Annotated in this window: 26 protein-coding genes; 8 read left to right on the forward strand and 18 right to left on the reverse strand. The window is 64.4% G+C overall.

What is annotated here, in order from left to right; translation table 11 throughout:
- Positions 1-496 precede the first annotated feature (496 nt).
- The gene (locus XH84_RS22450) at positions 497-1,465 is read left to right on the forward strand and encodes a helix-turn-helix domain-containing protein (protein ID WP_128919773.1); all 969 of its coding nucleotides are present in this window, start codon (positions 497-499) and stop codon (positions 1,463-1,465) included.
- A gap of 53 nt (positions 1,466-1,518) precedes the next feature.
- Here the strand turns inward: XH84_RS22450 and XH84_RS22455 are convergent, their stop codons facing one another.
- The 4 genes from XH84_RS22455 to XH84_RS22470 form a co-directional block, all read right to left on the reverse strand.
- A complete protein-coding gene (locus tag XH84_RS22455; RefSeq protein ID WP_128919870.1) occupies positions 1,519-1,944 on the reverse strand; it encodes a hypothetical protein in 426 nt (141 codons plus the stop codon).
- Between the two features lie 183 nt (positions 1,945-2,127).
- Positions 2,128-3,057, reverse strand: a complete 930-nt coding sequence (locus XH84_RS22460; RefSeq protein ID WP_128919774.1) for a substrate-binding periplasmic protein — start codon at positions 3,055-3,057, stop codon at positions 2,128-2,130.
- A complete protein-coding gene (locus XH84_RS22465; RefSeq protein WP_128919871.1) occupies positions 3,054-3,410 on the reverse strand; it encodes a c-type cytochrome in 357 nt (118 codons plus the stop codon). Before XH84_RS22465 ends, XH84_RS22460 begins: the two co-directional genes overlap by 4 nt.
- Positions 3,411-3,422: 12 nt before the next feature.
- Entirely contained in the window at positions 3,423-5,087 is a 1,665-nt protein-coding gene (locus XH84_RS22470; RefSeq protein WP_128919775.1) for a methanol/ethanol family PQQ-dependent dehydrogenase, read from the reverse strand.
- 334 nt (positions 5,088-5,421) lie between these two features.
- Here XH84_RS22470 and lanM point away from each other — a divergent pair, with 334 nt between their 5' ends.
- From lanM to pqqA, 3 genes are all read left to right on the forward strand, one after another.
- The gene (gene lanM, locus XH84_RS22475; protein ID WP_128919776.1) at positions 5,422-5,814 is read left to right on the forward strand and encodes a lanmodulin LanM; all 393 of its coding nucleotides are present in this window, start codon (positions 5,422-5,424) and stop codon (positions 5,812-5,814) included.
- A 146-nt stretch (positions 5,815-5,960) separates the two neighbouring features.
- Complete coding sequence (locus tag XH84_RS22480; protein WP_245471809.1) at positions 5,961-6,293, forward strand: hypothetical protein; 333 nt, start codon at positions 5,961-5,963, stop codon at positions 6,291-6,293.
- A gap of 226 nt (positions 6,294-6,519) precedes the next feature.
- A complete protein-coding gene (pqqA, locus tag XH84_RS22485) occupies positions 6,520-6,600 on the forward strand; it encodes a pyrroloquinoline quinone precursor peptide PqqA (RefSeq protein ID WP_035663753.1) in 81 nt (26 codons plus the stop codon).
- A gap of 133 nt (positions 6,601-6,733) precedes the next feature.
- On the opposite strand, the gene XH84_RS22490 is transcribed toward pqqA, so the two are convergent.
- Both XH84_RS22490 and XH84_RS22495 read right to left on the reverse strand, forming a co-directional pair.
- Positions 6,734-9,883, reverse strand: a complete 3,150-nt coding sequence (locus XH84_RS22490) for an efflux RND transporter permease subunit (RefSeq protein ID WP_128919778.1) — start codon at positions 9,881-9,883, stop codon at positions 6,734-6,736.
- Complete coding sequence (locus XH84_RS22495; RefSeq protein ID WP_245471810.1) at positions 9,876-10,901, reverse strand: efflux RND transporter periplasmic adaptor subunit; 1,026 nt, start codon at positions 10,899-10,901, stop codon at positions 9,876-9,878. The genes XH84_RS22490 and XH84_RS22495 overlap by 8 nt, the downstream gene beginning before the upstream one ends.
- Positions 10,902-11,138: 237 nt before the next feature.
- On the opposite strand from XH84_RS22495, the gene XH84_RS22500 reads away from it, so the two are divergent.
- Positions 11,139-11,348, forward strand: coding sequence for a hypothetical protein (locus XH84_RS22500; protein WP_128919779.1), 210 nt, complete (start codon positions 11,139-11,141; stop codon positions 11,346-11,348).
- A 145-nt stretch (positions 11,349-11,493) separates the two neighbouring features.
- Here XH84_RS22500 and XH84_RS22505 read toward each other — a convergent pair whose 3' ends face one another.
- Genes XH84_RS22505 through XH84_RS22525 form a run of 5 tightly spaced genes read right to left on the reverse strand, consistent with a single transcriptional unit; the run spans position 11,494 to position 15,180 of the window.
- Positions 11,494-11,841, reverse strand: coding sequence for a hypothetical protein (locus XH84_RS22505; RefSeq protein WP_128919780.1), 348 nt, complete (start codon positions 11,839-11,841; stop codon positions 11,494-11,496).
- A 28-nt stretch (positions 11,842-11,869) separates the two neighbouring features.
- Complete coding sequence (locus XH84_RS22510) at positions 11,870-12,664, reverse strand: pentapeptide repeat-containing protein (RefSeq protein WP_164936293.1); 795 nt, start codon at positions 12,662-12,664, stop codon at positions 11,870-11,872.
- A gap of 48 nt (positions 12,665-12,712) precedes the next feature.
- On the reverse strand, positions 12,713-13,453 hold the full coding sequence (locus tag XH84_RS22515) for an ABC transporter ATP-binding protein (protein WP_128919782.1): 741 nt from the start codon (positions 13,451-13,453) through the stop codon (positions 12,713-12,715).
- The gene (locus tag XH84_RS22520; protein WP_128919783.1) at positions 13,443-14,180 is read right to left on the reverse strand and encodes an ABC transporter permease; all 738 of its coding nucleotides are present in this window, start codon (positions 14,178-14,180) and stop codon (positions 13,443-13,445) included. The genes XH84_RS22515 and XH84_RS22520 overlap by 11 nt, the downstream gene beginning before the upstream one ends.
- Before the next feature lies 1 nt (position 14,181).
- On the reverse strand, positions 14,182-15,180 hold the full coding sequence (locus tag XH84_RS22525; RefSeq protein WP_164936305.1) for an ABC transporter substrate-binding protein: 999 nt from the start codon (positions 15,178-15,180) through the stop codon (positions 14,182-14,184).
- Between the two features lie 87 nt (positions 15,181-15,267).
- Here XH84_RS22525 and XH84_RS22530 point away from each other — a divergent pair, with 87 nt between their 5' ends.
- On the forward strand, positions 15,268-15,627 hold the full coding sequence (locus XH84_RS22530; protein WP_128919785.1) for a hypothetical protein: 360 nt from the start codon (positions 15,268-15,270) through the stop codon (positions 15,625-15,627).
- A 125-nt stretch (positions 15,628-15,752) separates the two neighbouring features.
- Here the strand turns inward: XH84_RS22530 and XH84_RS22535 are convergent, their stop codons facing one another.
- Together XH84_RS22535 and XH84_RS22540 are read right to left on the reverse strand one after the other, a co-directional pair.
- On the reverse strand, positions 15,753-16,571 hold the full coding sequence (locus tag XH84_RS22535) for a quinoprotein dehydrogenase-associated SoxYZ-like carrier (protein WP_128919786.1): 819 nt from the start codon (positions 16,569-16,571) through the stop codon (positions 15,753-15,755).
- 57 nt (positions 16,572-16,628) lie between these two features.
- The gene (locus tag XH84_RS22540) at positions 16,629-17,555 is read right to left on the reverse strand and encodes a quinoprotein relay system zinc metallohydrolase 2 (protein ID WP_128919787.1); all 927 of its coding nucleotides are present in this window, start codon (positions 17,553-17,555) and stop codon (positions 16,629-16,631) included.
- Between the two features lie 141 nt (positions 17,556-17,696).
- Here XH84_RS22540 and XH84_RS22545 point away from each other — a divergent pair, with 141 nt between their 5' ends.
- Positions 17,697-18,578, forward strand: coding sequence for a substrate-binding domain-containing protein (locus XH84_RS22545; RefSeq protein ID WP_128919788.1), 882 nt, complete (start codon positions 17,697-17,699; stop codon positions 18,576-18,578).
- Positions 18,575-19,129, forward strand: coding sequence for a PQQ-dependent catabolism-associated CXXCW motif protein (locus tag XH84_RS22550; protein WP_128919789.1), 555 nt, complete (start codon positions 18,575-18,577; stop codon positions 19,127-19,129). Before XH84_RS22545 ends, XH84_RS22550 begins: the two co-directional genes overlap by 4 nt.
- Before the next feature lie 172 nt (positions 19,130-19,301).
- Here XH84_RS22550 and XH84_RS22555 read toward each other — a convergent pair whose 3' ends face one another.
- The 5 genes from XH84_RS22555 to XH84_RS22575 all read right to left on the reverse strand — a co-directional run bounded on the left by XH84_RS22555 (position 19,302) and on the right by XH84_RS22575 (position 22,939).
- Positions 19,302-19,601, reverse strand: coding sequence for a copper-binding protein (locus tag XH84_RS22555; RefSeq protein ID WP_128919790.1), 300 nt, complete (start codon positions 19,599-19,601; stop codon positions 19,302-19,304).
- Positions 19,602-19,720: 119 nt separating this feature from the next.
- Positions 19,721-20,326, reverse strand: a complete 606-nt coding sequence (locus XH84_RS22560; protein ID WP_128919791.1) for a hypothetical protein — start codon at positions 20,324-20,326, stop codon at positions 19,721-19,723.
- Complete coding sequence (locus XH84_RS22565; RefSeq protein ID WP_128919792.1) at positions 20,323-21,171, reverse strand: ABC transporter permease; 849 nt, start codon at positions 21,169-21,171, stop codon at positions 20,323-20,325. The genes XH84_RS22560 and XH84_RS22565 overlap by 4 nt, the downstream gene beginning before the upstream one ends.
- A complete protein-coding gene (locus XH84_RS22570) occupies positions 21,168-21,974 on the reverse strand; it encodes an ABC transporter ATP-binding protein (protein WP_128919793.1) in 807 nt (268 codons plus the stop codon). Before XH84_RS22570 ends, XH84_RS22565 begins: the two co-directional genes overlap by 4 nt.
- Complete coding sequence (locus XH84_RS22575; RefSeq protein ID WP_164936306.1) at positions 21,971-22,939, reverse strand: YVTN family beta-propeller repeat protein; 969 nt, start codon at positions 22,937-22,939, stop codon at positions 21,971-21,973. The genes XH84_RS22570 and XH84_RS22575 overlap by 4 nt, the downstream gene beginning before the upstream one ends.
- Between the last annotated feature and the right edge of the window lie 65 nt (positions 22,940-23,004).

Raw genomic sequence — 23,004 nt, forward strand, 5'->3', positions numbered from 1 at the left:
CTCGTTTATTGTTTCCGTAGCAATATTGATTCACCGGGCTTGTTGTCCGGCGTCTGCTCGTGCAGGGCGGTCACGATTGGGACCAGAAACGATGCTGTGCTGTTTCCTCCTCCTGATGAGAGCCACGGGTCCACGTGCAGGAGCGGCCCGTTCTTGTTGTTCCTGCCGCAATCCCTAACGACTTCGTCATCGGGAAACTTGCCCAAGAGAGAAGCCGGTTTGCTCGACAGCGCACGGACGAAAAGATTTTGATTTTGCAGTAGCGAATTCAGCGGCTTCCGCACGGCGTCGAGGCCGCTTTCAACGGTCAGGTTCCCCTTGACGGCGCTGCAACTAAGGCGGAGGATTAACTTTCAAGGGTGGCAATGGAACGATGGCGCTCGTGCCAAGAGACCGCTCAAATTCGAGGTAAACGTCACGCAATCACGGCTGAGGGCTCCAGCAGCGCTGGTCGCGATTCGCGTCGAATCTCCGGATCAAACCAGTGGCTGGATTAATGTCCGACACCATTCACACGCTCTCGACGACCGGTATGACGCCGAAGCGCCAGATCCAGAGTTGGATCGACGGGCTGACGAGCCTGTGTGGGCATTTCGACGTCGATCCGTTGGAGGCGTCCTCGCTCGAGGGTCGCATCGATTACACGAGCGTTTCGCGCCTGAAGCTCTGCCAGATCGAGGTGAGCCAACATCGCATCGCGCACACGCTGGCGCGCGCCAAGGCCAATGAACATCCCTACATCAAGATCCACTTCCAGACCTACGGCGTGTCCTATTTCGAGCAGGAAGGCCGTCACATCGAAATCAATCCCGGCGATATCATCGCCTATGACGTCTCCTGCCCGCATACGATCATCAGCCCGGCCTTCACGCGTCACGACGTGGTGATCGTGCCGAAGGCGCTGCTGCGCGACCGCGGATTCCCCTCGCAGCGAATGCCCGCCTGCAAACTGACGGCGAAGACGGGCACGGGGCGGATCGCCCACGATTTCGTCCATGCGACCTTCGACGAGGCGGCCAAGCTGTCGGCGAACAGCGCGGTCGGCGTCGCCGATTCGCTGATCGACCTGTTGCTGTTGCCGCTGCGCGAAGCCGACACGATGTTCGACCGGGTCGGGCCCGAAGCGATGTATGTGCGCGCGCAGTTCTTCATCCGCGAGCACCTGCGCGATCCGGATCTGTGCATCGACCAGATCTCCGCCGAGCTCGGCTGCTCCAAGCGCTATCTGCACATGCTGTTCTCGGAACGCGGCACCACGGTGAGCGACTACATCTGGCAGGCGCGCTTGCAGAACTGCCGCCAGGAGCTCGAAGCTCACGCCGGCAAGACCATCACCGACGTCGCATTCTCCTGGGGCTTCTCCAGCTCATCGCATTTCAGCCGGGTGTTCCGGAAATACTTTGGCGTGGTGCCGTCCTCGATCCACAAGGCGCAGCAGGGCGCGGCGAGCTCGGGCGAGCATTAGACGGCTGCCGAAGTTGCGCCGGCGATCAAGCCGCTCCGGCGATCAAATGTCGTTCACGCCGATGCCGCAATGTAAGGAATGCTGACCAGGAGGGCGGCAAGCAACACGGCGTTGCAGAGCATTCCGCTCCAATGCAGCCGCCGCAGCCGACCCGCAGCACTGGTATCGCCGGCTTCGCCAGCGCTGAGCTGCTCGTCCATCCGCTGCATGAACCAGCGGCGCCCGCCGATCGCAAGAGCTGCAAGCAGGCCAACGCCCACAGCGGCCGCCGTGCGCCCGTCGAGTAGCAAAGCCATCGTCGCGATGATTCCGGCAACGCGCATCACCAGAAAATGGGCGTTGAACATTCCGCGCAGCAGCAGGGCGACCGGCCGGATATCGAGCTTCACCAGCAGGAAGGCGGGCGAGGCCAGCGTGAAATAGCCCATCGGAAAGAGCAGGATAACCATAACGGCGACGGCGACTGCATCCGGTGTCATGCGATCGGCCCTTGTTGTCTGCAGAGGCCCGCAATCATAGCGGGAAAATGCTTTTCCAACACTAGGCTTTGGTCGGAAACCGGGCGCCCCCGGAATGTCGGACGTGGGGCTCGTGCCCCGGACGCAGCGCAGCACTCTCAAGGCGATGCGAAGCATCGTCCGGCACATGAGATTGTTCTCCAATCACCGCTGGATGATCTTCGTCCAGACGTCGCCCAGAATGGCGGGCTCGCGCGGCGGCAGATAGGTGAGGCCCGCCTGCCTGCCGAATTCGGCGATCCTGCCCTCGGCCGCGAGGGCGCTCAGCGCCTTGTTGACGGCCTCGATCAGCGCGCCATCGCTGGCAAGCCCGACATAGCCGCGATTGGCGCCGATCGGATAGTAATAGCCCGACGCGGAGAGTGCCGTGTCGGGGTGCGCGGCGCGATGGGCGTCGAAGCGCGCAAGGTCGATCAGCGTCGCGTCATGGTCGCCGCGCTGGAGCGCGCCAAGGAGATCGTCGCGGCCGGGGACGAGATGGGTGATGCTGTCGATAAGCCGCCCCTTGTCGAAGGTCATCAGGATGGCGTCGCCGAGCGAGCCGCTTTCGATGACAAGGCGAAGGCCGGCGAGATCGCCGATGTCGCCGATCTTGCGGCCGCTTGCCTTCGGCCCGAGCACCACCGTCATCGGCGAATAGACGTAAGGCAGGCTCGGCGCGAGCACGCCGAGCGCGACGCGGCGCCGCCGATCATCGCGCGTGGCGCCGGCGAAATCCGGCAAGCGCGCCGTCTTCATCCCGGGGCGGACGAGCGAATCCCGCGTCAGCGCGTAGCCGCCGACGAGCGAGCAGCGCCCATCCGAGAGCAGTGCGTTGGCCTCGAGCTGGGGGCTGGAATCCTCGTCCAGCTTGCTCTCGAACCACTGGATCGCCAGCGGCCGTCCGAGCCGCTCGGCGATCGCCTGCGCCAGCAGCACGTCGAAGCCGGCATCCGGCTTGCCGCGGTGATGCATCGAGAGCGGCGGCCGGTCCTCGTCGAGACAGATCTTCAGGGGATCGTCGGTCGCAAGCGCGACCGACGCCATCGTCGAGAGAAGCGCAGCAACGCTCCATGCAACGGACCGGCTCCTCATGGCTTCCTCCGGCTGGAGATGAAGGCCCAGAGATCGCCGATCTGGTCGTCGCTGAGAATGTCGCCCCAGGGCGGCATCCTGTTGTTCTTGCCGTTTTTCACCGTGGTGACGAAGCGCGTCTTGTCGTCGGGGAAGAGACGCAGGTCCGGCGTGATGGTGCCGGAGTTCATCAGGTTCGGGCCGTGGCAGTGCGAGCATCTCTCGGCATAGGTCGACTTGCCGTGGTCGATCCGCGCCTGCATGGGATTGCCGGTTGGCTCGTCGGCGGCACGAACGGTCGCCGCAAGCGCGACCGTCAGCACCAAGGCGGCGGCGAAGATCGCCGCCGTCTCGTGAGGCATTTCTCTCAGCATCATGCCGCGGGATTACTGCTTGACCGCAAAAACCCACAGCGAGCCGCCGGGCGGCACCTTGGCAAGTCGCTCGTCGCCGGAGAACAGTGAGTAGACGCCGCCGTAGCCGCTTGTCACCGCGACATACTGCACGCCATCCTGTTGCCAGGTCACCGGCTGGCCCTCGATGCCGGACCCGGTCTGGAACTGCCAGAGCTTCTTGCCGGTGTCGGCGTCGAAGGCCTCGAACTCGCCGGTCAGGGCGCCCGAGAACACGACGCCGCCCGCGGTCGACAGCACGCCCGAGAAGCGCGGAATGTCGCTCGGGGCTTCCCATTTCGACTTGCCAGTCATGGGGTCGATCGCCTTGAGGTGACCGCGCGGCCCGTCCCCAAACTCCCAGGGATCGGTCAGGTCCATGCCGAGATACCATTCACCCTGCTTGAAGGTGACGGGCTCGGCCTTGTACTTGCCGCCGAAGTTGAGCGTGTTGGCGTAGGCAAGACCGGTCTGCGGATTGAACGACATCGGCTCCCAGTTCTTGCCGCCGAGGATCGACGGATAGACCGTCACCTTCTTGCCCTCGCGCGCGTCCTTGCTGACGTCGGTCTCGATCGGACGGCCGGTCTTCATATCGACGCCGGTCGCCCAATTGACCTTCACGTAAGGATTGGCCGCCAGCAGCTTGCCGTTGGTGCGATCGAGCACGTAGAAGAAGCCGTTGCGGTTGGCATCCATCAGCACCTTGGTCGGCTTGCCCTCGACGTTCATGTCGGCGAGGACCATCTCGGCCACGCTGTCATAGTCGAACGGATTGTTCGGCGAGAACTGGTAGTGCCACTTGATCTTGCCGGTCTTGGGGTCCATCGCCAGCACGGAGCAGGTGTAGAGGTTGTCGCCGGGACGCACCGCCGAATTGAACGGTCCGGGATTGCCGATGCCCCAATACACCGTGTTCAGCTCAGGGTCATAAGACCCAGTGATCCAGGTCGAGCCGCCGCCGAGCTTCCAGGTATCGCCCTTCCAGGTGTCGCCGCCGGGCTCGTCCGGCGAGGGGATCGAATGGGTGCGCCAGAGATGCTTGCCTGTTGCCGGATCCCAGCCGTCGATGAAGCCCCTCGTGCCGAACTCGGCGCCGGAGATGCCGGTGATGACGACGCCGTCGGCAACCAGCGGGGCCACCGTCATCGAATAGCCTTCCTTGATGTCGGCCGCCTTCTGTCGCCACAGCTCCTTGCCGTTTTTGGCGTCGAGCGCGATCACGTTGGCATCTAGCGTGGTGCGGAACACCTTTCCGTCATAGAGCGCCGCACCGCGGTTGATGATGCCGCAGCAGACGATGCGCGGCGTCTCGGCGGGATACTCGACCTTGGTTTTCCAGATCTGCTTGCCGGTCTTGGCGTCGACCGCCATGGTCGCGTTGTGCGAGGTCACGTAGATCACGCCCTGGTACACCAGCGGCTGCGATTCCTCGCTGCGATCGTCGTTGAAGGAGTAGTTCCAGACCGGGACAAGGTTCTTGACGCTGTCCTTGTTGATCTGATTCAGCGTCGAGAAGCGCTGCAGATTGTAGCCCATCCCGTAGTTGAGAACGTTCGACGTGTCGGTCGCGCCCTTGACCAGTTGCTCGGTGGTTTGTGCGCTTGCACAAGTCGATGCAAGCATGACGAGGCTCGCGGCCATCGCAAAGCGTTTCATCCGTTCCTCCCAATATGCGCGCCTTTTGACGCTGCGGGAACAACACTCCGTCGGAAACCAAAACGCGTCAATACGAAAGTCGCAAGTGTCGTGCCGATATCGCTGGTCGCTGTCGGTCACCTGACGGAAACCTTGCGGTGCACTTGTGCGGAGACGCTGAAAAAATTCCGCGCCACGAAGCAGCGCCGGGCGTAGGTCTCAGCGCGCACGGTCGAGTTCCCCGGGGGGCGTCGCGCGCGCAAGTTGCAATTCCGGACTTGAACCGGGAGCTGCTTGTGGATTTATCTCGTTGCTGGCCCGCCTCGCACCGAGGCTCTTTGTCTGGGAGGTCTTGATGATTTCGCGTCGCTCAGTTGCGCTTGCGCTCACGATCGCAATGTTGTCCGGTCCGGCGTGGTCGGCCTCCGGCAACGCCGTCAAGTTGTTCGACACCGACAATGACGGCACGCTCGATCTGGCCGAAGTGAAGAAGGCCGCCGCCGCATTGTTCGCGAAGCTCGACCCCGATCACGACGGTACGCTCGATGCGCGCGAATTGCGCGGACGGTTGACGGCGAAAGAACTCGCCGCCGCCGATCCCGACCGCGACGGGACCCTGACGCTCGACGAATATCTGTCCGTGGTCGAGCAGCGCTTTAACGCAGCCAATCCCGACAAGGACGGCACGCTGGACGCGAAGGAGCTGAATTCGCGCGCCGGCCGCCCGCTGTTGCGATTGTTGCGGTGAGCGGGGCAATCGGAACAGACGTGACGAGGGCGGCTTTTTGCGAGCATTTCCGCTCCGACACTCGGAACATCGGGCAGCTCGATCTGTTCTCCTCGCGATGTCCTGCCCGGCGCCGGGGCAGCGCGGCGGGAGAAGAGGAGATGCAGATGAACACGAAGCGTTCCGTTCTTGCCGCCTGCGCGATCCTGACGTTGAGCGCCGGCGTCGCCATCGCCGGCCCATGCAATACGGGCAGCGCCAGCACTGACAAGGATGCTGGTTCTGGTCCGGTCACCGTGGGCTCGGCGCAATCGCACTCGTCCAGCTCAGCGGGCGAGTCCAGCCAGCATCCGCCGACCAGCACGATGAATCGGGCAAGCGGCGAAACGCCGGCGTCATCCGAAGATGCGCAGCGGCAAATGCAGAGTGAGCCGACGGCGGCTCAGCAGGCCGAAGGCGCCAAGCCGAACGGCGCAGCAATGGCCGACAAGGGCTGCTGACGGCGCGATGTCGTTCGTGTCGATTCGACGCGCGGTGCGTCGCACAAGCCAGCGCCTCCCAGGTCGTGTTTGACCAAGAGAGAACTGGCTTTGTCCGAGAGAGAAATGCAGCCGTGAAGAATCGACACAGACGCGCTCGACAGACGAATCGAGGCTTGAACTGCATCTGACGCAGCCCTAGGTTTTGCGCCGCGCGATGTCGCGCTCAATACCTTGGGAGACCCGAATGGCTTGGAAAGCTCCGAAGATCGTGGAAGTGTCGGTCGGCATGGAAATCAACATGTACGCCTGCGCTTCGCGCAAGTAACGACGTGGCTTGAGAGTTCCGCGGCTTCGACGGTGAGTTCCGTCTGAGCCGCGGAAATTTTTTGGCGCTTGTGGAGAGCTTGTTGTGACGAGTCGGCCCAATCAGAGCTGCTGCCGGATGCGAGCCCGGACCATTACAACAAGGCGAGCGCACGGTCGGCACGGCTTTTGAACTGTGCAAATCGAAGCGCAAGCGTGGGCAGGACCAGCAGGTTCAGCGCCATCGACGTCATCAGGCCGCCGAGGATGACGATCGCCATCGGTCCCTCGATTTCCCGGCCCGGTTCTCCTGCGCCCATTGCGAGCGGCAACAGGCCGAGGCCCGTCACCAGCGACGTCATCAGGATCGGAATGAGGCGGTCGGCCGCACCGTCGATAGCCGTATCGGGCCCCCATGCGCGGCCTTCGACGAGAACGAGATGCTCGTAGTGCGAAATCATGAGGATGGAGTTGCGCAGAGTGATCCCGAACAGGGTGACGAATCCGACCAGTGAGCCGAGCGATAGCAGGCCGCCGGTCGAGGCCAGCGCGAACACGCCACCGACAAACGCAAACGGCAGGTTGATCATCACCAGCAACAGGTTGCGCCAGTGGCCGGTGACCATGGCGAGCAGGACGAAAATGCCGGTCCCGGCGAGCAGCGAGTTGACGAGGAGGTCGCGCCTCGACCGCGCCTGCGCCTCGGCCGCTCCGGCGAATTCGACATGCGTCCCGGGCGGCAACTTGACCTCGCGCGCGATCTTGCGCTTGGCAGCTGCAACGAAGGATTCGAGATCGCGCCCGCTGACATTTCCCGTCACGGTCTGAACGCGCTGCGCGTTTTGATGTGGGATCTGGTTGCGCCCCGCGGTCTCGTAGACGTCGGCGACCTGCTTCAAGAGAATGTAGCCCCCGCTTGATGTGCGCACCGGCATGTCTCCGATCTGACCGATGCGGGCGCGATCATACGCGTCGAGGATCACGATCACGTTGAAGACGGCGTTGCCTTCGTAGCCCTGGCCGACGACATCGCCCTGATAGGCGGTGCGGATCAGCTCGAGGACCTCGACGGCATCGAGGCCCCAGCGCTGCAGGTCGGTTGGACGCAGCGTCACGTTAACCTGGGGGATGCCCGGCGGGGATCGCTGCTGCACCTCGATCGCACCCCTGACTTCGCCGAGCTCGCGGGCGACGTCGCGCGCGGCTGCATCGAGCAGGTCGAGATCTGGCCCGTAGATGTTGATAACCACTGCCCCCGTGAAGCCGGAGACGGTTTCCTCGACGCGCTCCGTAAGGTAAGTCTTGCTCGAGGCGACAACGCCTGGAAAATCAGCCAGTGCCGCCCTGATACGCTCTTCTGTTGCAGATTGGTCGCGGCCGGAGAGGTCCGGCTGCAGGTCGACCTCGAACTCGCTGGAATGCGGGCCGACCGTGTCGATGCCGGCTTCTGCGCGGCCTGCGTGCTGCGCTACGCTGCGCACGCCCGGAATGCCGAGGAGCGCATCCGTCATCAGCTTGCCGACCCGGAGCGACTCGTCGAGCGAGGTGCCGGGAATCAGCGAGACGTGCAGGATCAGATGGCCTTCCCGCAGATCCGGCAGGAAGGTACCGCCGAAGAACGGCAGCAGAGCGGCGCCGGCGATCGTCAGGGTCGCCGTCATTGTGATCACGAGGTTTGGGAAACGGCCGATCCGGCGCAGCAGGGCCCGGTAGTGGCATTGCGACCACCGAACGGTAGGGGGCTCGTGCAGGCGCTCTCCGCCGGACCGGCCGACCAGCAGCAGCATGGTGAGCGCAGGGGTGACTGTCAGAGCCACCGCGAGCGAGGCCAGCACCGCGAGTATGTAGGCGGTGCCGAGCGGCGCGAACAGCCGGCCGGCAATGCCGGATAGCGCAAGGATCGGGAAGAACACCAGGATCACCGCGAAGGTCGCATAGGCAACGGCAGTGCGGACCTCGAGGAAGGCCTCGAGCGCGACCTGGGCTTCGGCCCTCGGCGCGGCCGCACGGCGGTTCTCGCGCAGCCGCCGCACGACGTTTTCGACGCCGATCACGGCGTCATCGACGACTTCGCCGATGGCAATGGCGAGGCCGCCCAGCGTCATCGTATTGAGGGTCTCGCCCATCCATTGCAGTGCCAATACGGCCGCAATCAGCGACAGCGGAATGGCGGTGCAACTGATGACCGAGGTGCGCCAGTCAAACAGAAACAGGAACAGGACGATGATCACGAGCGCTCCGCCGATCAACAAGGCGTACAGCACGTTCTCGGTCGCCGTGTCGATGAAATTGGCGGGACGGAACAGGTCAGCATGGAGCCGAATCCCGCCGGCTTCGAGGCCGGGTCGCAGTTCTCCGAGCGCGGCCTCGACCCGTGCGGTGACCTCACGCGTGTTGGCGCCGTACTGTTGACTAACCATCAGCATGATGCCGGGCACGCCATTGATGAGGGCGGCGCCGATCGGCGGCTCGGGCGCGGTCACGACGGTGGCAACGTCGCCCAGAACCACGCTTGCCCCGCCCTGGTGCAGGAGAACCGTGCGGGCAAGCTGGTCGGGCGTCAGAGACTGCCCCTGGGTCTGCAACGTGATGCGCTGGTTGGTCGTGTCGACGAACCCGGCACCGCGCACGCCGGTGGCCTTGCGCGCGGCGGCGAGAACGTCGTTCATGCCGACGCGGAAGCGGATCAGATCGTCCGGCCGGACCTGCACCTGAAGCGATCTGACGTCCCTGCCATAGGTGGAGACTTGCGCCACGCCGGCCACCGCGAGCAGCCGCCTCGCCACCGACCAGTCCGCGATGGTGCGCAGGTCCATCAGCGAGCGCTTGCTCGATGTCAGGCCGACGACCAGCACGGTGCCGGCGAGCGGCGTCAACGGGGTCATTGACGGCGGCTGCACGCCCTGCGGCAGCCGCGCGGCGACGACAGCGAGGCGCTCGGTCACGAGTTGCCGCGCGCGGTAGATTTCGCTGCCCGGCTGGAAGATCACGGTGACGACGGAGAGGCCCTGGATCGATGATGAGCGCAGGCTCTCGACGCCGGCCAACCCGTTGATCGAGGTCTCGATCGGCTGCGTGACGAGAATCTCGACTTGCTCGGGACTGAGGCCGGGAGCCTCGGTCTGGATCGTGATCTGGGGAGGCGCGAATTCCGGAAAGACGCCGTATTTGGCTTCGCCGAGCGCGATCAATCCGTAGCCCAGGAGCGCACATGCTAGCGCGAGCACGATGCCGCGGAAGCGAATGGCAAAGGAGACGAGAGCGACTTGCGGCCCTGATGTGGCAGTGCCAGTGCCGTCAGTCATCGTCAGCGCCGCCCCGAAGCTCGCTTCTAGCTTCCTCGGACAACAGGACCTGCGCGCCCCGGATCACGATCTCCGATCCCGACGGAATGTCCCGGACCACGTAGTCATCATCGGAGACCGGCTGATCGGTGCTGATCGGATGCCGCTTGAACGCGCCGTTGTCGACGCGAAGGTAGACCCACGACCGCCCTTGCCACCGCACGATTGCCGTATCCTCGACGAACACGCCCTCATAAGTATTGCCCGACGGCACATAGACCGTCGTGTTCATGCCGGGCAACATTCCGCTGTTGCCGGGCGCCGAGAAGAAATAGCTCAGTCCCTGGATGCGAGTGTCGGTACGCGTCGCCGGAGACACGTATGCAAGGTCGATATTCGCGTTGCGCGTCGGCGCCTGCGCGAGCGCCGTTCCCGGAGTCCCCGTGATGGTCACGCCGGGCGGTAGCGTGACTTGGACCAGAAACAGGTCGCGTTCGATCAGCCCGACCACGACGGGCGAGCGCTCGACGATTCCCTTGCCGACGATTGGTCCCCACTCCTGCTGCGCCGTTGCCGCGAGAGTCCTGAGCTGCGACTCCGCGGCCGCGAGCGCGGCCTTGTCGGTACGGAACGTTCCCTCCGCAACCTCGGCCTCCTTTTTCGGGAGCGCCGCCGACTCCACTAGATTCCTGATTCGGTCGAACGCGCTTTTGGCAACCTCGAGCCTGGCCTGTGCCGTCTGGAGCTGGGCCTGCGCGTTGGCGTAGCTGTTCGTCAGCTCCGTGATGCGGGAGATATCCAACACCGCGCCATAGGCGCGGAATTGTTCGGGATGGGGGGCAGCTTCCAGAACGGCGGTTTCGAGGCCGATCTGGCTTTGCTGGTTTGGCTTGAGCTTGACCAACGGCTGACTGGCGTCCGGGGCTCGAGAAGCCCCCTCGCGGGCCGCATTCGGACTTTCCGGCTGTGCCGATGCTGCAAGAGAACGCTGGCCCGGTCCGCTGACCACCATGCCGGCGGCCTGCACCAGCAAGCACATGGCGACCGCGAGGCCGCGCGAAGGGGTTTTCGTAAGGACCATCAGCGTGTTAGTAGTTGCATGGAACAAGCTTATTGACGAAATGAACCGGCGGCAAGGCGCTTGGGGGCGTGCAGTTCGCGCGGCCGGCACCGCCGAAGTCATTCGCCGCCTCTTTTCACACGCTCTTGAAACCTCACGCGGCGTCAAGCGTAGCCCTCTGTGCTAACTTCGACCACTGGCCGCGAGGATCCCGGCATGAGCCCGATTGACCTGGTGTTGACTGTGTGTGCGGTACTCTCGCCTGCGACCTGCGAGGAGCAGCATCTGATGTTCAACTATGGTGGGTCGCCGCGGCAATGCGCGATGGCCGCGCCGCCCTATATCGCGCAATGGGTCGGTGAGCATCCGAAATGGCAGGCGGTGCGGTGGCGCTGCGAATATCCGCACCCCAACGACAAGGCGTGAGGCGGCTTGCGCAACCCTTAATCCCTCATGGTGAGGAGCCGCGAAGCGGCGTCTCGAACCATGCAGGCCCCGCCGCTGCAGCCGGGCCCTTCATCCTTCGAGACGCCTGCTCCGCAGGCCCTCAGGATGAGGGAGAGCCACTGCGCTACTTGGTGCAGTCCTTCAGATCCTTGTCGGCAATCGAGAACACCGCATCCGCCCTGATCTCGATATCGCGAACGACGCATTGCCGCCCGTTGGGATAGCTGACCTTGGCGTCGTAGCGGCCGGACTCGACGCCGGTGATGCGCAGCCGCTCGTCGTGGTCGACCTCCTTGTCCTTGTCGTTCAAGCACTGGTTCGGGCCCCACTCGGTCTTGCCGGCGGGTGAGAGCTGGAAGCCGGAGATCGTCTCCGTCGTCAGGTTCCAGAGCCGGATGCCTTTGCCTTTGGTCTGCGCGGCGGCTTCACCGGCACACACCAACACCGCGATCAAAACGAGACACCAACGCATCACCTCATCCTCCCCAAAGCCCGCGCCGCTATTGCCTGATCAGGCGCTCACGGTTCTTTGCCTTGTCGAAATTCTTGGCCCGGTCAAGGCCGATCGGCGCAATCAGCCTGGCGGAGGTGAGATCGGCGCCGTCGAAATCGGCGTCGATGATGGTCGTGCCGGTCAGGTCGGCGCCGCCGAGCTGAGCGTTCCTGAGCGATGCGCCGGTCAGGTCGGCCCCCTTGAGAGAAGCAAATTCGAGGTCGACCCGCGACAGGTCGGCGTTGCGCGCGTTCAACCGCGCCAGATTGGCAGATCGCAGCACGGCGCGCATCAATCCCATCGACTGGTTGCGCATGTCGGCACCGAGATGCGCATCCGCGATCGACGCGCCGACAAGGCTCGCGCCGCTGAGATCGGCCGCGATGCGCGCACCGGTGAGATCGGCGCCGTCGAGGCGAGCGCGCGCCATCTGTGACGCGAACAAATTGGCTCCCTTCAGGCTCGCGCCTGTGAGATCTGCATCCAACAGCCACGCCTGATCGAGGATCGCCCCATCAAGCCGGGCGCCGGCGAGTTTCGTCTTGTTGAGCCGTGCCGTTCGGAGAATTGCGTTGGTCAGGTCGAGACCACTGAGATCGAGCCCCGATAACCGCTTGCCGGTCAAATCGGCGGGCGCGCCGGCGCCCGCTTTGGCCAGCGTGGCCTCGACCTCCTGCCGGCTCATCTCGGCGGAGACCATGGCGGGAGAAGTCAGATCTAGGTCGCGCATCAAGTCCTGCGCGCGCGCAATTGTCGCGAGCAGAGCGAGGCCAAGCGCCGTCATGGCGATCGTTCGCTTCATCAGCAGACTCCGCTGCGACCCAATCTAGCACGCGCCTCGCGCGGTTGCCTATGAGACATCCCGCCCGGCGCGTTCGTCGCCTTGTTCCCCTTGGATGCGCCGCGCAAGCCCGGCCTTGATCGCCGCAATCTCGGCATCGGCGCGCGCGTCGCGCGGGATGGCGATAGGAACCTCGGCGAGAATGCGCGCCGGGCGCGGCGACAGGAAGAACAGTCGATCGCCGAGCCGAACGGCGTCATCGAGGCTGTGGGTGACGAGCAGCGTCATCACCGGCCGGCTGGCCACCAGCGTCGCGATCTCGTCCCGCAAGCGGCCGGCGAGCGCGTCGTCGAGCGAGGCGAGGGGCTCGTCGAGCACCAGCAGATCGGGCTCGACCGCGAAAGCGCGGGCGAGCGCGACGCGCCGGGCAAGCCCGAGCGACAACTCGCCGGGAAAGTGGCTGCGATGCGCTTCAAGCTCCAGAATCCTGAAAAGCTCCGACAGCTTCGCGTCGGTTACGTCGGGCGCAGCTAACCGCACATTCTGCTCGACCGAACGCCACGGCAGCAGCCGCGGCTCCTGAAACACCATGCCGATCCGCGCCTGCGGCGGCCGCGCGATGCGCCCCTGAAATTCGTGATCGAGGCCGAGGATGATGCGCAGCATCGTGCTCTTGCCGCAGCCGGACGGACCGATGAGCACGCCGACCTCGCCGGAGTGAAGCGCGAATTTGAGCGGCGCCAGCACCTCGTGCGTTCCGCTCGTGGCACTCCTGAACGTCTTGCCTGTGATCTCGACCTCAAGCCGCACGGGGCCGCCACCGGGTTGCGCGGGCTTCGAACGGCTGCACCAGCAAGGTTTCGATCACGAGCACGACCGCGGCGAATGTCAACGAATAGGCCAGCAGCCGCGGCGTGTCGAACAGCTGGAAGGCGACGCCGATCTCGAAGCCAACGCCGTTCGGACGTCCGAGCAGTTCGGCGACCAGCACGATCTTCCACACCAGCGACAGTCCGGAGCGGGCGGCGGCCGCGATATAGGGCGCAAGCTGCGGCAGCACGACATGGCGGAACGCGCGCCAGCGCGGCATCGCGAACACGCTCGCCATCTCGTCCAGCGAGCGGTCAAGGGCGCGGGTACCCTCGCGCAAGGTGACGACCGCGGTCGGCAGCTTGTTGATGGCGATCGCCGCGATCGCAGCGGCCTCGGTCAGGCCAGCCCAGATATAGGCCAGCACGATCACCACCAGCGCGGGCAGATTGAGCAGCAGGATCAGCCAGGGATCGCCGAGCTTGTCTGCGAGCCTGACCCGTCCCATCAGGTAGCCGATGGCGCTACCGAGCGACATCGCCAGCACGAAGGCGAGTGCGACGCGCGCCAGCGTGGCGCCGAGATGCAGGAACAGCGCGCCGGATGAGGCTTCCGCGATCATCACCTCGAGCACGGCCGGCGGGGAGGGCAGCTTCGCGCCGCCGACGAACAGCGCGGCAATCCACCAGATCAAGAGAAATAGAGCGAACGACAGAAGACGCAGCACTTCAGTCTCCGGGCACGGCGTGATAGAAGGTGCCGGGATCGAGCTCGGCTGCGGGGCCGACGAGGTCGCGGCCGCCGGTCTCAGCCAGCACGCGATACAGCACGCGCGCGTCCTGTTCCTCATCAGCGATACTCCGGCGCGGAATACCGTCGCGATAGCGGTCGCGATAGGTCTTCAGCAGGGTGGCATCGCTCGTGCCGGTGAGCGGCGCGATCTTGTCCCAGGCGGCGTCCGAGGTCACCAGCAACTGCTTGGCCTTGCGGGTCATCGCGATGAAGCGCGCCACGGCGTCGCGATGGCTCGCGGCCCAATTCTCGTCGAAGACGTAGCCGACCGCGGAGACCGCGCCCTTGGCGCCAAGCTTGGGTAAAATCTCTTCGATGCCGGCGAGGCGGCGAAAACCCTTGGCTTCGAGCTGGGCACAGAAATTCCAAAAATTGAGGCTCGCCTCCATCTCGCCGTCGAGCGCCTTGGCGGCGATCAGGGGCGGTGCGCCATAGACGATGGTCGCTTCCGACTTCAGGTCGATGCCATCCTGCTTCATGCGCGCTTGCAGCAGCAGCCAGCTCTTGTCGATCGCCCCGCCGGCGATGGCGAGCTTGCGTCCCTTCAGGTCGGCGAGGGACTTGATCGGCGAGGAGGCCGGCACCATCACCGCGCCGAGCGCACTGGAGTAGGGATAGAAGGTGAGCTTGGCGCCGAGCGCCCGCTCGCGCGACACCCACAGCCAGTCCGACAGGATGATGTCGGCGCTGCCCGCGCGCATCGCGATCTTGCCGGCCTCGGTGCTCGCGAGCTCGCTGACCTCCAGCGCGAGGTCCGCTTCCTTGTCGAGAGCGCTTGCGCGGATCGCGGCCAGCTCCCAGGAGAATGTTCCGGTTTTCTGCACCGCAAGGCGGATGGTCTCCGCGGCGTGGCCGGGTGCGGCCAGCGTCAGCGCCAGCGTCGTTGCGAGCGCCAATGTTCGACCAAAGGCCTTTATCACGCCAAGTGCTCTCATCACCTTGTGAGCCGTTTCCTCTGACAGAGTGCTTTTCAGGACAATACGCATAGCATAGCTTTGGTCGCAACCCGCGGGAGGATGCGCATGAAACTGGCCGGACAGCTAGGACCGATTGTCGCCGCATTGACGGTGCTGGCGGCGAGCGCGTGCGTGGCGCGGGCCGAGGAAGCCAATGATTATCCCACGGCTGCGCGCGCGGAGTATGTCTATGGCTGCATGAAAGCCAATGGCGAGAGCCGGCAGTCGATCGAGCAATGCTCCTGCTCGATCGACGTGGTGGCCTCGATCGTCCCCTATGAGCGCTATGTTACCGCGGAGACCGCGCTCAGCATGTCACAGGTGCGCGGCAATCTCGGCGTCCAGTTCCGCACCTCGGAGCAGGCCAACACGGCGGTGAATGATTTGCGGCGGGCGCAGGCTGAGGCTGAGGTGAGGTGTTTTTAACGGCCTCGTGCTTTGTACTGACCCTGTACGTCATGCCCGGGCTTGTCCCGGGCATCCACGTTCTTGCCGTCGGCCCCAAGTTCGTGGATGGCCGGGACAAGCTCCGGCCATGAGGATCGAGATGATCACGTCCCCGGCTTCTCCACATCCCACTCGTTGCGGAACACGTGTCCCTCCGTGTCCTTTGCTTCCGCGCGGAAACGCCTGGCGCCGTTGGAGACGTAGGTGAAGCGCAGATTGGGATCTTCCGAGATCGAGATGCCGCCTTCCATCGACAGCACGGGGCTGTCGCCCTGCGTCAGCTTCAGCTGGTTGATGAAGAAGGCGGGAATATAGAGCTGCGTGACCTGGTCCATCTGCAGGCCGGAATTGTTGGGATGGCCGATCATGATCTGCGCCTCGCGGATGCGGCTCGCCGGAGCCTCCTCGCGCGCGAACTGCCGGTAGCGCATCTGGCCGAGCCGGTTTTGCGCCTCTTCGGCATTCTTTCCTGCCGGCGCCGAGCAGCCGCCCGAGGCCTTCACGTAGACCTTCGAGACATAGAGCTGGCCGTCGCTGAGCTCGGCGACCGCGTGGACGTCGGTGTAATTGTTGACGCGCACGCGCGTCGAGATCTCCGTGACATTGGCATCGGAGCCGAGCTCGAACTTTGCCGCCATCGGCGCGGGATTGCGGTCGATCACGAGCGTGATCGAACGGATACGGCGGGCATCTGCGGGCGACAGCTTGCTGCGCAGCGTCACCGGCACGATGGCCGCGTCCTCGGCGCGATACGGCATCTCGATGCCGATGACGGCACTGCCGTCATTCATCGGACGGCTATTGAAGATGTCCTGCACCAGGCCCGGCCAGGGATCGTAGGCTTCTTCAGCCTGCACCGGCACAGCAAACGCGATGCCCAGCAGTGCGGCGATCAGGGACAGGCGGCGTGTCCATCGGGTCATGTGGTCTTGATCCCCCGCGTCAGCGAAGCTGATCTCCTGCTGATGATAGCGCGCTCGCTACTCCCATTCAATTTCCGAAAATGCTGCAGTTGCGTTCCGGGCGTTGTAATCGCCGAACAGCTCCCAGCGCGACCGCTCCTCAGCAGCCGCCTTGTCGGCGGCCGCTCGGATCGGCTCGCCGTTCTTGTTCAGCGCGCGGACGTCGGACAGCAGCGTTGACAGGTAACGCCGTTCATCGGTCAGCGCGGCAGGCCAGTCACTCACGGGTCCGTGACCGGGAACGACGCGTTGCGCCGGGATGGTCTCCAACTCCCTCAATGTGTCGAGCCAGCCGCGGATGCTGCCGTCCATGACCGGAATGTGGCGAAGGAAGACGAGGTCGCCCCCGAACAGGGTCTTGGTCGTCTCGTCATACACGGTCACATCGTTGTCGCTGTGCCCGGCTCGCCAGGCGCGCAAGGTCAGGCGGCGCGAGCCGAGATCGAGCGTCATCGTGTCTGAAACCAGCAGGGTAGGAGCAATGATCTTCACGGGGTCTATCAGCTCGCGCCCCATGATGCGGCGAAAATTGTCGAGATAATAGGGTCCGCGCGTCGCGAGCGCCTGAGGCAGCTTGCTATGGCCGACGAAGATCGTGTCTCCGGCGGCGAAGGCTGCGTTGCCGAAGACATGGTCGGGGTGGCCATGGGTGTTGATGACATAGCGGATCGGCTTGGGCGTGCGAGTCCTCACGGCCGCCAGCAGGGCCTCGCCTTCGCGCAAGCTGCCGCCGGTGTCGATGACAGCCACGGCATCGTCGCCCACGATGAAGCCGACATTGGCAATGTCGCCCTCGTTCTCGCGACTCATCAGGGCAATGGCCCCGGAGTGTACGAAGATTCCGGTTGCGACTTCGCTCACAGGCAATTCGGCCGTCCCGGCCCGTGCTAGCGTTGTGATCCCCAGCAGGGACAAGGCTGCGATCACTCGAGCGATGCGAGACACTTTTCCGCCTCAGTTCAAAGGGTTTACTTCATTGCACTGCAATAAAGCGAAGCCAGCAAAGTCTGGCAAGACAATGCCTGCAGGACTTGGCGCGTCATGCGTTGCATGGATAGCATTCAAACAAAACGAGGAGGAAGCGCGATGACGGAGGCCGGACGACATCGTCGCTGGTTGTTTTCACTGTGGGTTCTGGTTGCGTCCTGCGCGCTCGGCAATATCGCCATCGCCCAGACCAATGACAGCGGCGACCTCTCGTTCGAGCTGGTCGATCCGAACGTGCTGCGCGTCTGTGCCGATCCACGCAATCTGCCGTTCTCGAACGAGAAGGGCGAGGGGTTCGAGAACAAGCTGGCCGAGCTGTTTGCAGACAAGCTCAAGAAGAAGCTCGACTACGTCTTCTTCCCACAGGCCACGGGTTTCGTGCGGATGACGCTGGGTGCGCATCGCTGCGACGTCATCATGGGCTTTCCGCAGGGCGATGACATCGTGCAGGGCACCAATCCCTATTACCGCACGACCTATGCGCTGGTCGCAAAGGCCGGCAGCGGGCTCGAGGACGTCGACACGCTCGAGGACCCGAAGTTGAAGGGCAAGCATGTCGGCATCGTCGCCGGAACGCCGCCGGCGACCAACATGGCCATTGCCGGCCTGATGAGCGATGCAAAACCCTATCCGCTGATGATCGACACGCGCTACGACAATTCGGCGCAGGCCATGATCGACGACCTCGCGGCCGGCAAGATCGATGCCGGCGTGCTGTGGGGTCCCATGGCCGGCTACTACGCGAAGAAAGTCGGCTCGCTTCATGTCACGCCGCTGGTGAAGGAAACCACGGGGCCGAAGCTGGTCTACCGCATCGGCATGGGCGTGCGTCCCGCCGACCAGAACTGGAAGCGACAGCTCAACAAGCTGATCCAGGAGAACCAGGCCGAGATCAACAAGATCCTGATCGACTTCGGCGTCCCGCTGCTCGACGAGAGCGACAAGCCGCTCGGCGCTGAGACGGCCAAGAAGACGCCATGAAGCGCCTTGCCGCTGCGCTCGTCGCTGCCGCGTTGGCGGTGCCGTCGTTCGCGCAGCAGCAGGAACCGTTCGAGCCCGAGGGTTATCGCGCCGACAATTATCGCGCGCCGGTGCCGGCGACGCTCGCCGGCGCGCGCGTGCTGACCACGGTGGAAGCCGAAGCGATCTGGCGCGCGAAGGGCGGTGCGTTCATCGACGTGCTGCCGCGCCCGCCCAAGCCGAAGAACCTGCCCGCAGGCACGGTGTGGCGCGATGCGCCGCGCAGGAACATTCCCGGCAGCACCTGGCTGCCGGATACCGGCTACAGCACTTTGCCGCCGGCCATGGAGGATTATTTCGAGCGCGGGCTCGCCCGTGTCTCGGGCGGCGACAAGGCCGCGCTGCTGGTGATCTATTGCCTTGCCGATTGCTGGATGTCCTGGAACGCCGCCAAGCGCGCGCTGGCCTACGGCTATTCCAACATCGCCTGGTACCCTGACGGTACCGACGGCTGGGAGCGCGCCAAGCTTCCCACCGAAGAGGCGCAGCCGGAGCCGCGGCCGGAGCAGTGAGTGTCTCGATTGGCTCCGCAGCTACATCGGCTCCGCACCTGCGGCCTCAAGAGCGGCGCAACTTTCTCCGCGTCATTGCTTGCAATGACGATGGGGGCGGAGCTTCGCGCATCTCCCCGCATCCGCCCTCACCGAAGCTCCGGCAGGACGAGAGCGGGGAGTGAAAGAAGCCCTACTGCTTCTGCAACTTCGTCAGCGTTCCCGTGCCGTTCGTCTCGGTCGCAGAATAGTTGACCCTGTCGCCGGCATGGACGGCGTCCAGCATCGCGGCGTCCTTGGCCTTGTACTCCTGCAGCGCGCCGGCACTGCCTGAGCTGGCCCCGACCGTGCCCTTCTGCGTCTGTTGGATCGAGATCGTGCCGTTGAGCCGATCGATCCGCGTGATCATCCCGGTCATGTCGTCAGCTAGGGCGCTGGTTGCGAGCATGCCGAGGGCCGCAGCGCCCACGAACATGAATCTTGTGGTTCCCATCGAGGCCTCCCGACGTCTTGGAGTTCACTTCGACAAGCCATCCTAGATCGATTTGGTTCCGGCAGATAGATCGGCCAAAGGTTAACGATGCCCGGGTCGATCCCGGAACTGTCGGGGCGCTATTCCATTTCCTGCTGAATCACGCGGCCGAGCGCGAACAGGCGCTGATCGATCGCGGTTGGAACCTCGCAGACGAACCGCACCACCTTGTTGCGGTCCTCGAAGATGCGGGTCTTCCAGATCAGGTCGTTGCTGAGCGCCTCGACCTTGGCCTCGTCACGCGGCGTGGCGCCCTGCAGCGTCTGGAGCTGAATTGCCTCCTCGCGGATCTTGTCGGCGGCCTCGCGCTGCTTGTGGCTGACGCGTTCGAGCCCGTTCATGACCTGTGAACGCTGGGCGTTGAGCGTATCGAACAGGCCGGCGAACAGCAGCTTTGCGTTCGTGGTCTTGTCGGCGGAGGCGGCCAAGAAGTCCTTCACCGACTTCTCGGCCTCGTCCATCGGCGTCTTGCGCGCCGACAGCTTTGCGACCAGCGCGGTGATTTTCGCGTCGTTCTTCCACTTGGTCTCGGCGTCGTCGAGCGCAGGACCGGCCCAGACGGCGGCGAGCGAGATTTCCGGCACCTTGGCCTGCGTGCAGGGCCAGTTGGGATAGCGGGGATCGGCCGCGCGGGCGGTCGTCCCCGACAGCGCGAGCGCCAGAGCAACCATCGCCAGAACCTTCATCCTTCGCCTCCTGCAGGCCCCCGTCGCGCCAGCCCACGCGAGGGATCATAGGCCCAAATCGCGCCGATCATGAAGACGATTGTGCAGGCCGCGACCACCGCGAGCGAGATCCAGTTGATTTGCCCGTAGAGTGCAAAACGGATCAGCTCGACCGCATGGGTGAACGGATTGGCCTCGCAGAGATAGTATAGATAAGGACTGCCCTCTTGCACCCGCCAGAGCGGATAGAGCGCGGAGGAGGAGAAGAACATCGGGAAGATGACGAAATTCATCACCCCGGCGAAATTTTCCAGCTGCTTGATGCCGGAGGAGATCAGCATGCCGAGCGAGCCCAGCATCAGCCCGGACAGGATCAGCGCCGGCAACACGGTGAGATAGCCCGACGACGGCGGCGTGATGTCCCAGAACCAGGCGATCAGGAGGAACGCATAGACCTGAAGCAGCGACACCGCGGTGCCGGCCAGCAGCTTGCAGAACAACAGAAAGCCGCGCGGCAGCGGGCTCACCAGCAGCGTGCGCATATTGCCCATCTCGCGGTCATAGACCATCGACAGCGAGGATTGCATGCCGTTGAAGAGCTGGATCATCGCCATCAGTCCGGGCGCGATATAGACCTCGTAGAGGATGTAGGTCTCGTAGGGCGGGATGATGGAGATGCCGAGCACCTGGCGGAAGCCGGCGGCGAAGATGAACAGCCAGACCAGCGGCCGCACCAGCGCCGAGACGAAGCGCTCGCGTTGATGCAGGAAGCGCAGGCCCTCGCGCCAGACGATGCCGGTGAGGCAGGTCATGTACTCGGCCAATGAGAAGCCACGCGGGGCCTCGCGCGTCGTGATGCTGCTCATGCGCCGCCTCCCGGCATCGCTTGCGCGCCGGTCAGGCGCATGAAGGCGGTGTTGACGTCCTGGGCGCCGGCTTCGGTGACGACGCGGCTCATCGGCCCCCGCGCCAGCACCTTGCCCTGGTGCAGCACCACGAGGTCGTCGCTGGGCATGATCTCGTCGAACAGATGCGTGGCCCAGAGCACGCCGATGCCTTGCTCCGTGACGAGCTGGCGAACCTGGCTGATGATGTCGGCGCGCGCCTTGACATCCAGGCCGACCGTCGGCTCGTCGAGCAACAATAGCCGCGGCCGATGCAGCAGGGCCCGGGCGATCTCCAGCCGCCGCATCTGCCCGCCCGAGAGATCGCGCACCTTGCTGCCGGCGCGCTCTTCGAGCCCGATGCGGCCGAGCAGCTCGGCGCTGCGCGCGGCGGCCTCGCGCCGGCTGATGCCGTGGAGCGCGGCGTGATAGAGCAGGTTCTGTGTCAACGACAGATCGAGATCGAGCGTGCGCGGCTGGAACACGACCCCGAGCAGCCGCAGCGCCTCGCCCGGGCTCTTGCTGATGTCGTGACCGAAAATGCCGACGCGGCCGGACTGGATGCCGAACAGGCGCGTGATCAGCGAGAACAGCGTGCTCTTGCCGGCGCCGTTGAGGCCGAGCAGCGCCGTAAAGCTCGCCGGCTGCACATTGAAAGAGACGTCGATCAACGCGCGGCGCGGCCCATAGGCATGGCTGACGCCGTCGATCGACAGCGCCGGCACCGCCGCCGGATCGGGCTGTGGCGTCTCGCGTTGTTCGGGAATCGGAGCGGGGCTGGTCATGGTGCGATCGCGATGCCCCAGGGCAGTTCGCCCACCTGAATGGTCTTGATCACCTTTTGAGCGGCGACGTCGATGACGGAGACGTCGTTCGACACCCCATTGGTGGTGAGCAGATACTTCTCGTCGGGCGTGAACGCCATGTGCCAGACCCGCTGGCCGACCAGCAGATATTTCGTCACCTTGCGCGAGGCGACATCGACCACGGCGATGCGGTTGGCGGGCCCGAGGGCGACGAAGGCGGTCTTGTCGTCCTTGGTCATGCCGATGCCGACGGGTTGGATCGCCTCTTTACGCAGGCCCGGGATCTCGAACACAACCTTGCCGATGACCTCGTGCTTCTTGGGGTCGATGATCGAGACGGTGCCGCCGATCTCGGAGGACACCCACAGCTCGGAAGAATCGTGCTTGAACTCGGCGAAGCGCGGCCGCGCATCGACCAGCACGTTGGCGACGATCTGGCGCTGGGCCGTATCGATGAAATGCGCCATGTTGGTCGTTTCGGACGTATTGATCAGCGTCTTGCCGTCGGGACTGATGGTCATGCCTTCGGGCTCGACGCCGACCTGGATGTCGCCGAGCCGGGCGCGCTTCTCGAGATCGATCACGGTCACCGTGTTGTCGTTCTCGTTAGCGACATAGAGGGTCTTGCCGGCGGCATCCTGGACGAACAATTCCGGATCGGGCCCGGAGGGCAGGCTGTCCACCACGCCCTGCGTCTTGGCGTCGATCATCTGGATGGTGTCGTCGTCGCCGACCGCGACCATCACGAACTTGCCGTCGCGTGTGAAATCGATGCCGCGCGGGCGCTGGCCGACCTTGATGGTCTTGGTCACGGTCCAGCTGTCGGTGTCGATCACCGAGACGGTGTTGCTCTTCTCGTTCGAGACATAGGCGATGAAGGCGTGCGCTGGCGCCGCCGCCAGCGCGAGCGCTCCTAACAAAGCTGCTCTTAGAATGTGCGATATCTGTCCGCGGGCGGTCCTCACCTCCCCCGCAAGCGGGGGAGGGGGCGCACTGTCTCTGCAGCGGC

The sequence above is a fragment of the Bradyrhizobium nanningense genome, assembly GCF_004114535.1.
In the GTDB taxonomy this organism is placed as follows: domain Bacteria; phylum Pseudomonadota; class Alphaproteobacteria; order Rhizobiales; family Xanthobacteraceae; genus Bradyrhizobium; species Bradyrhizobium nanningense.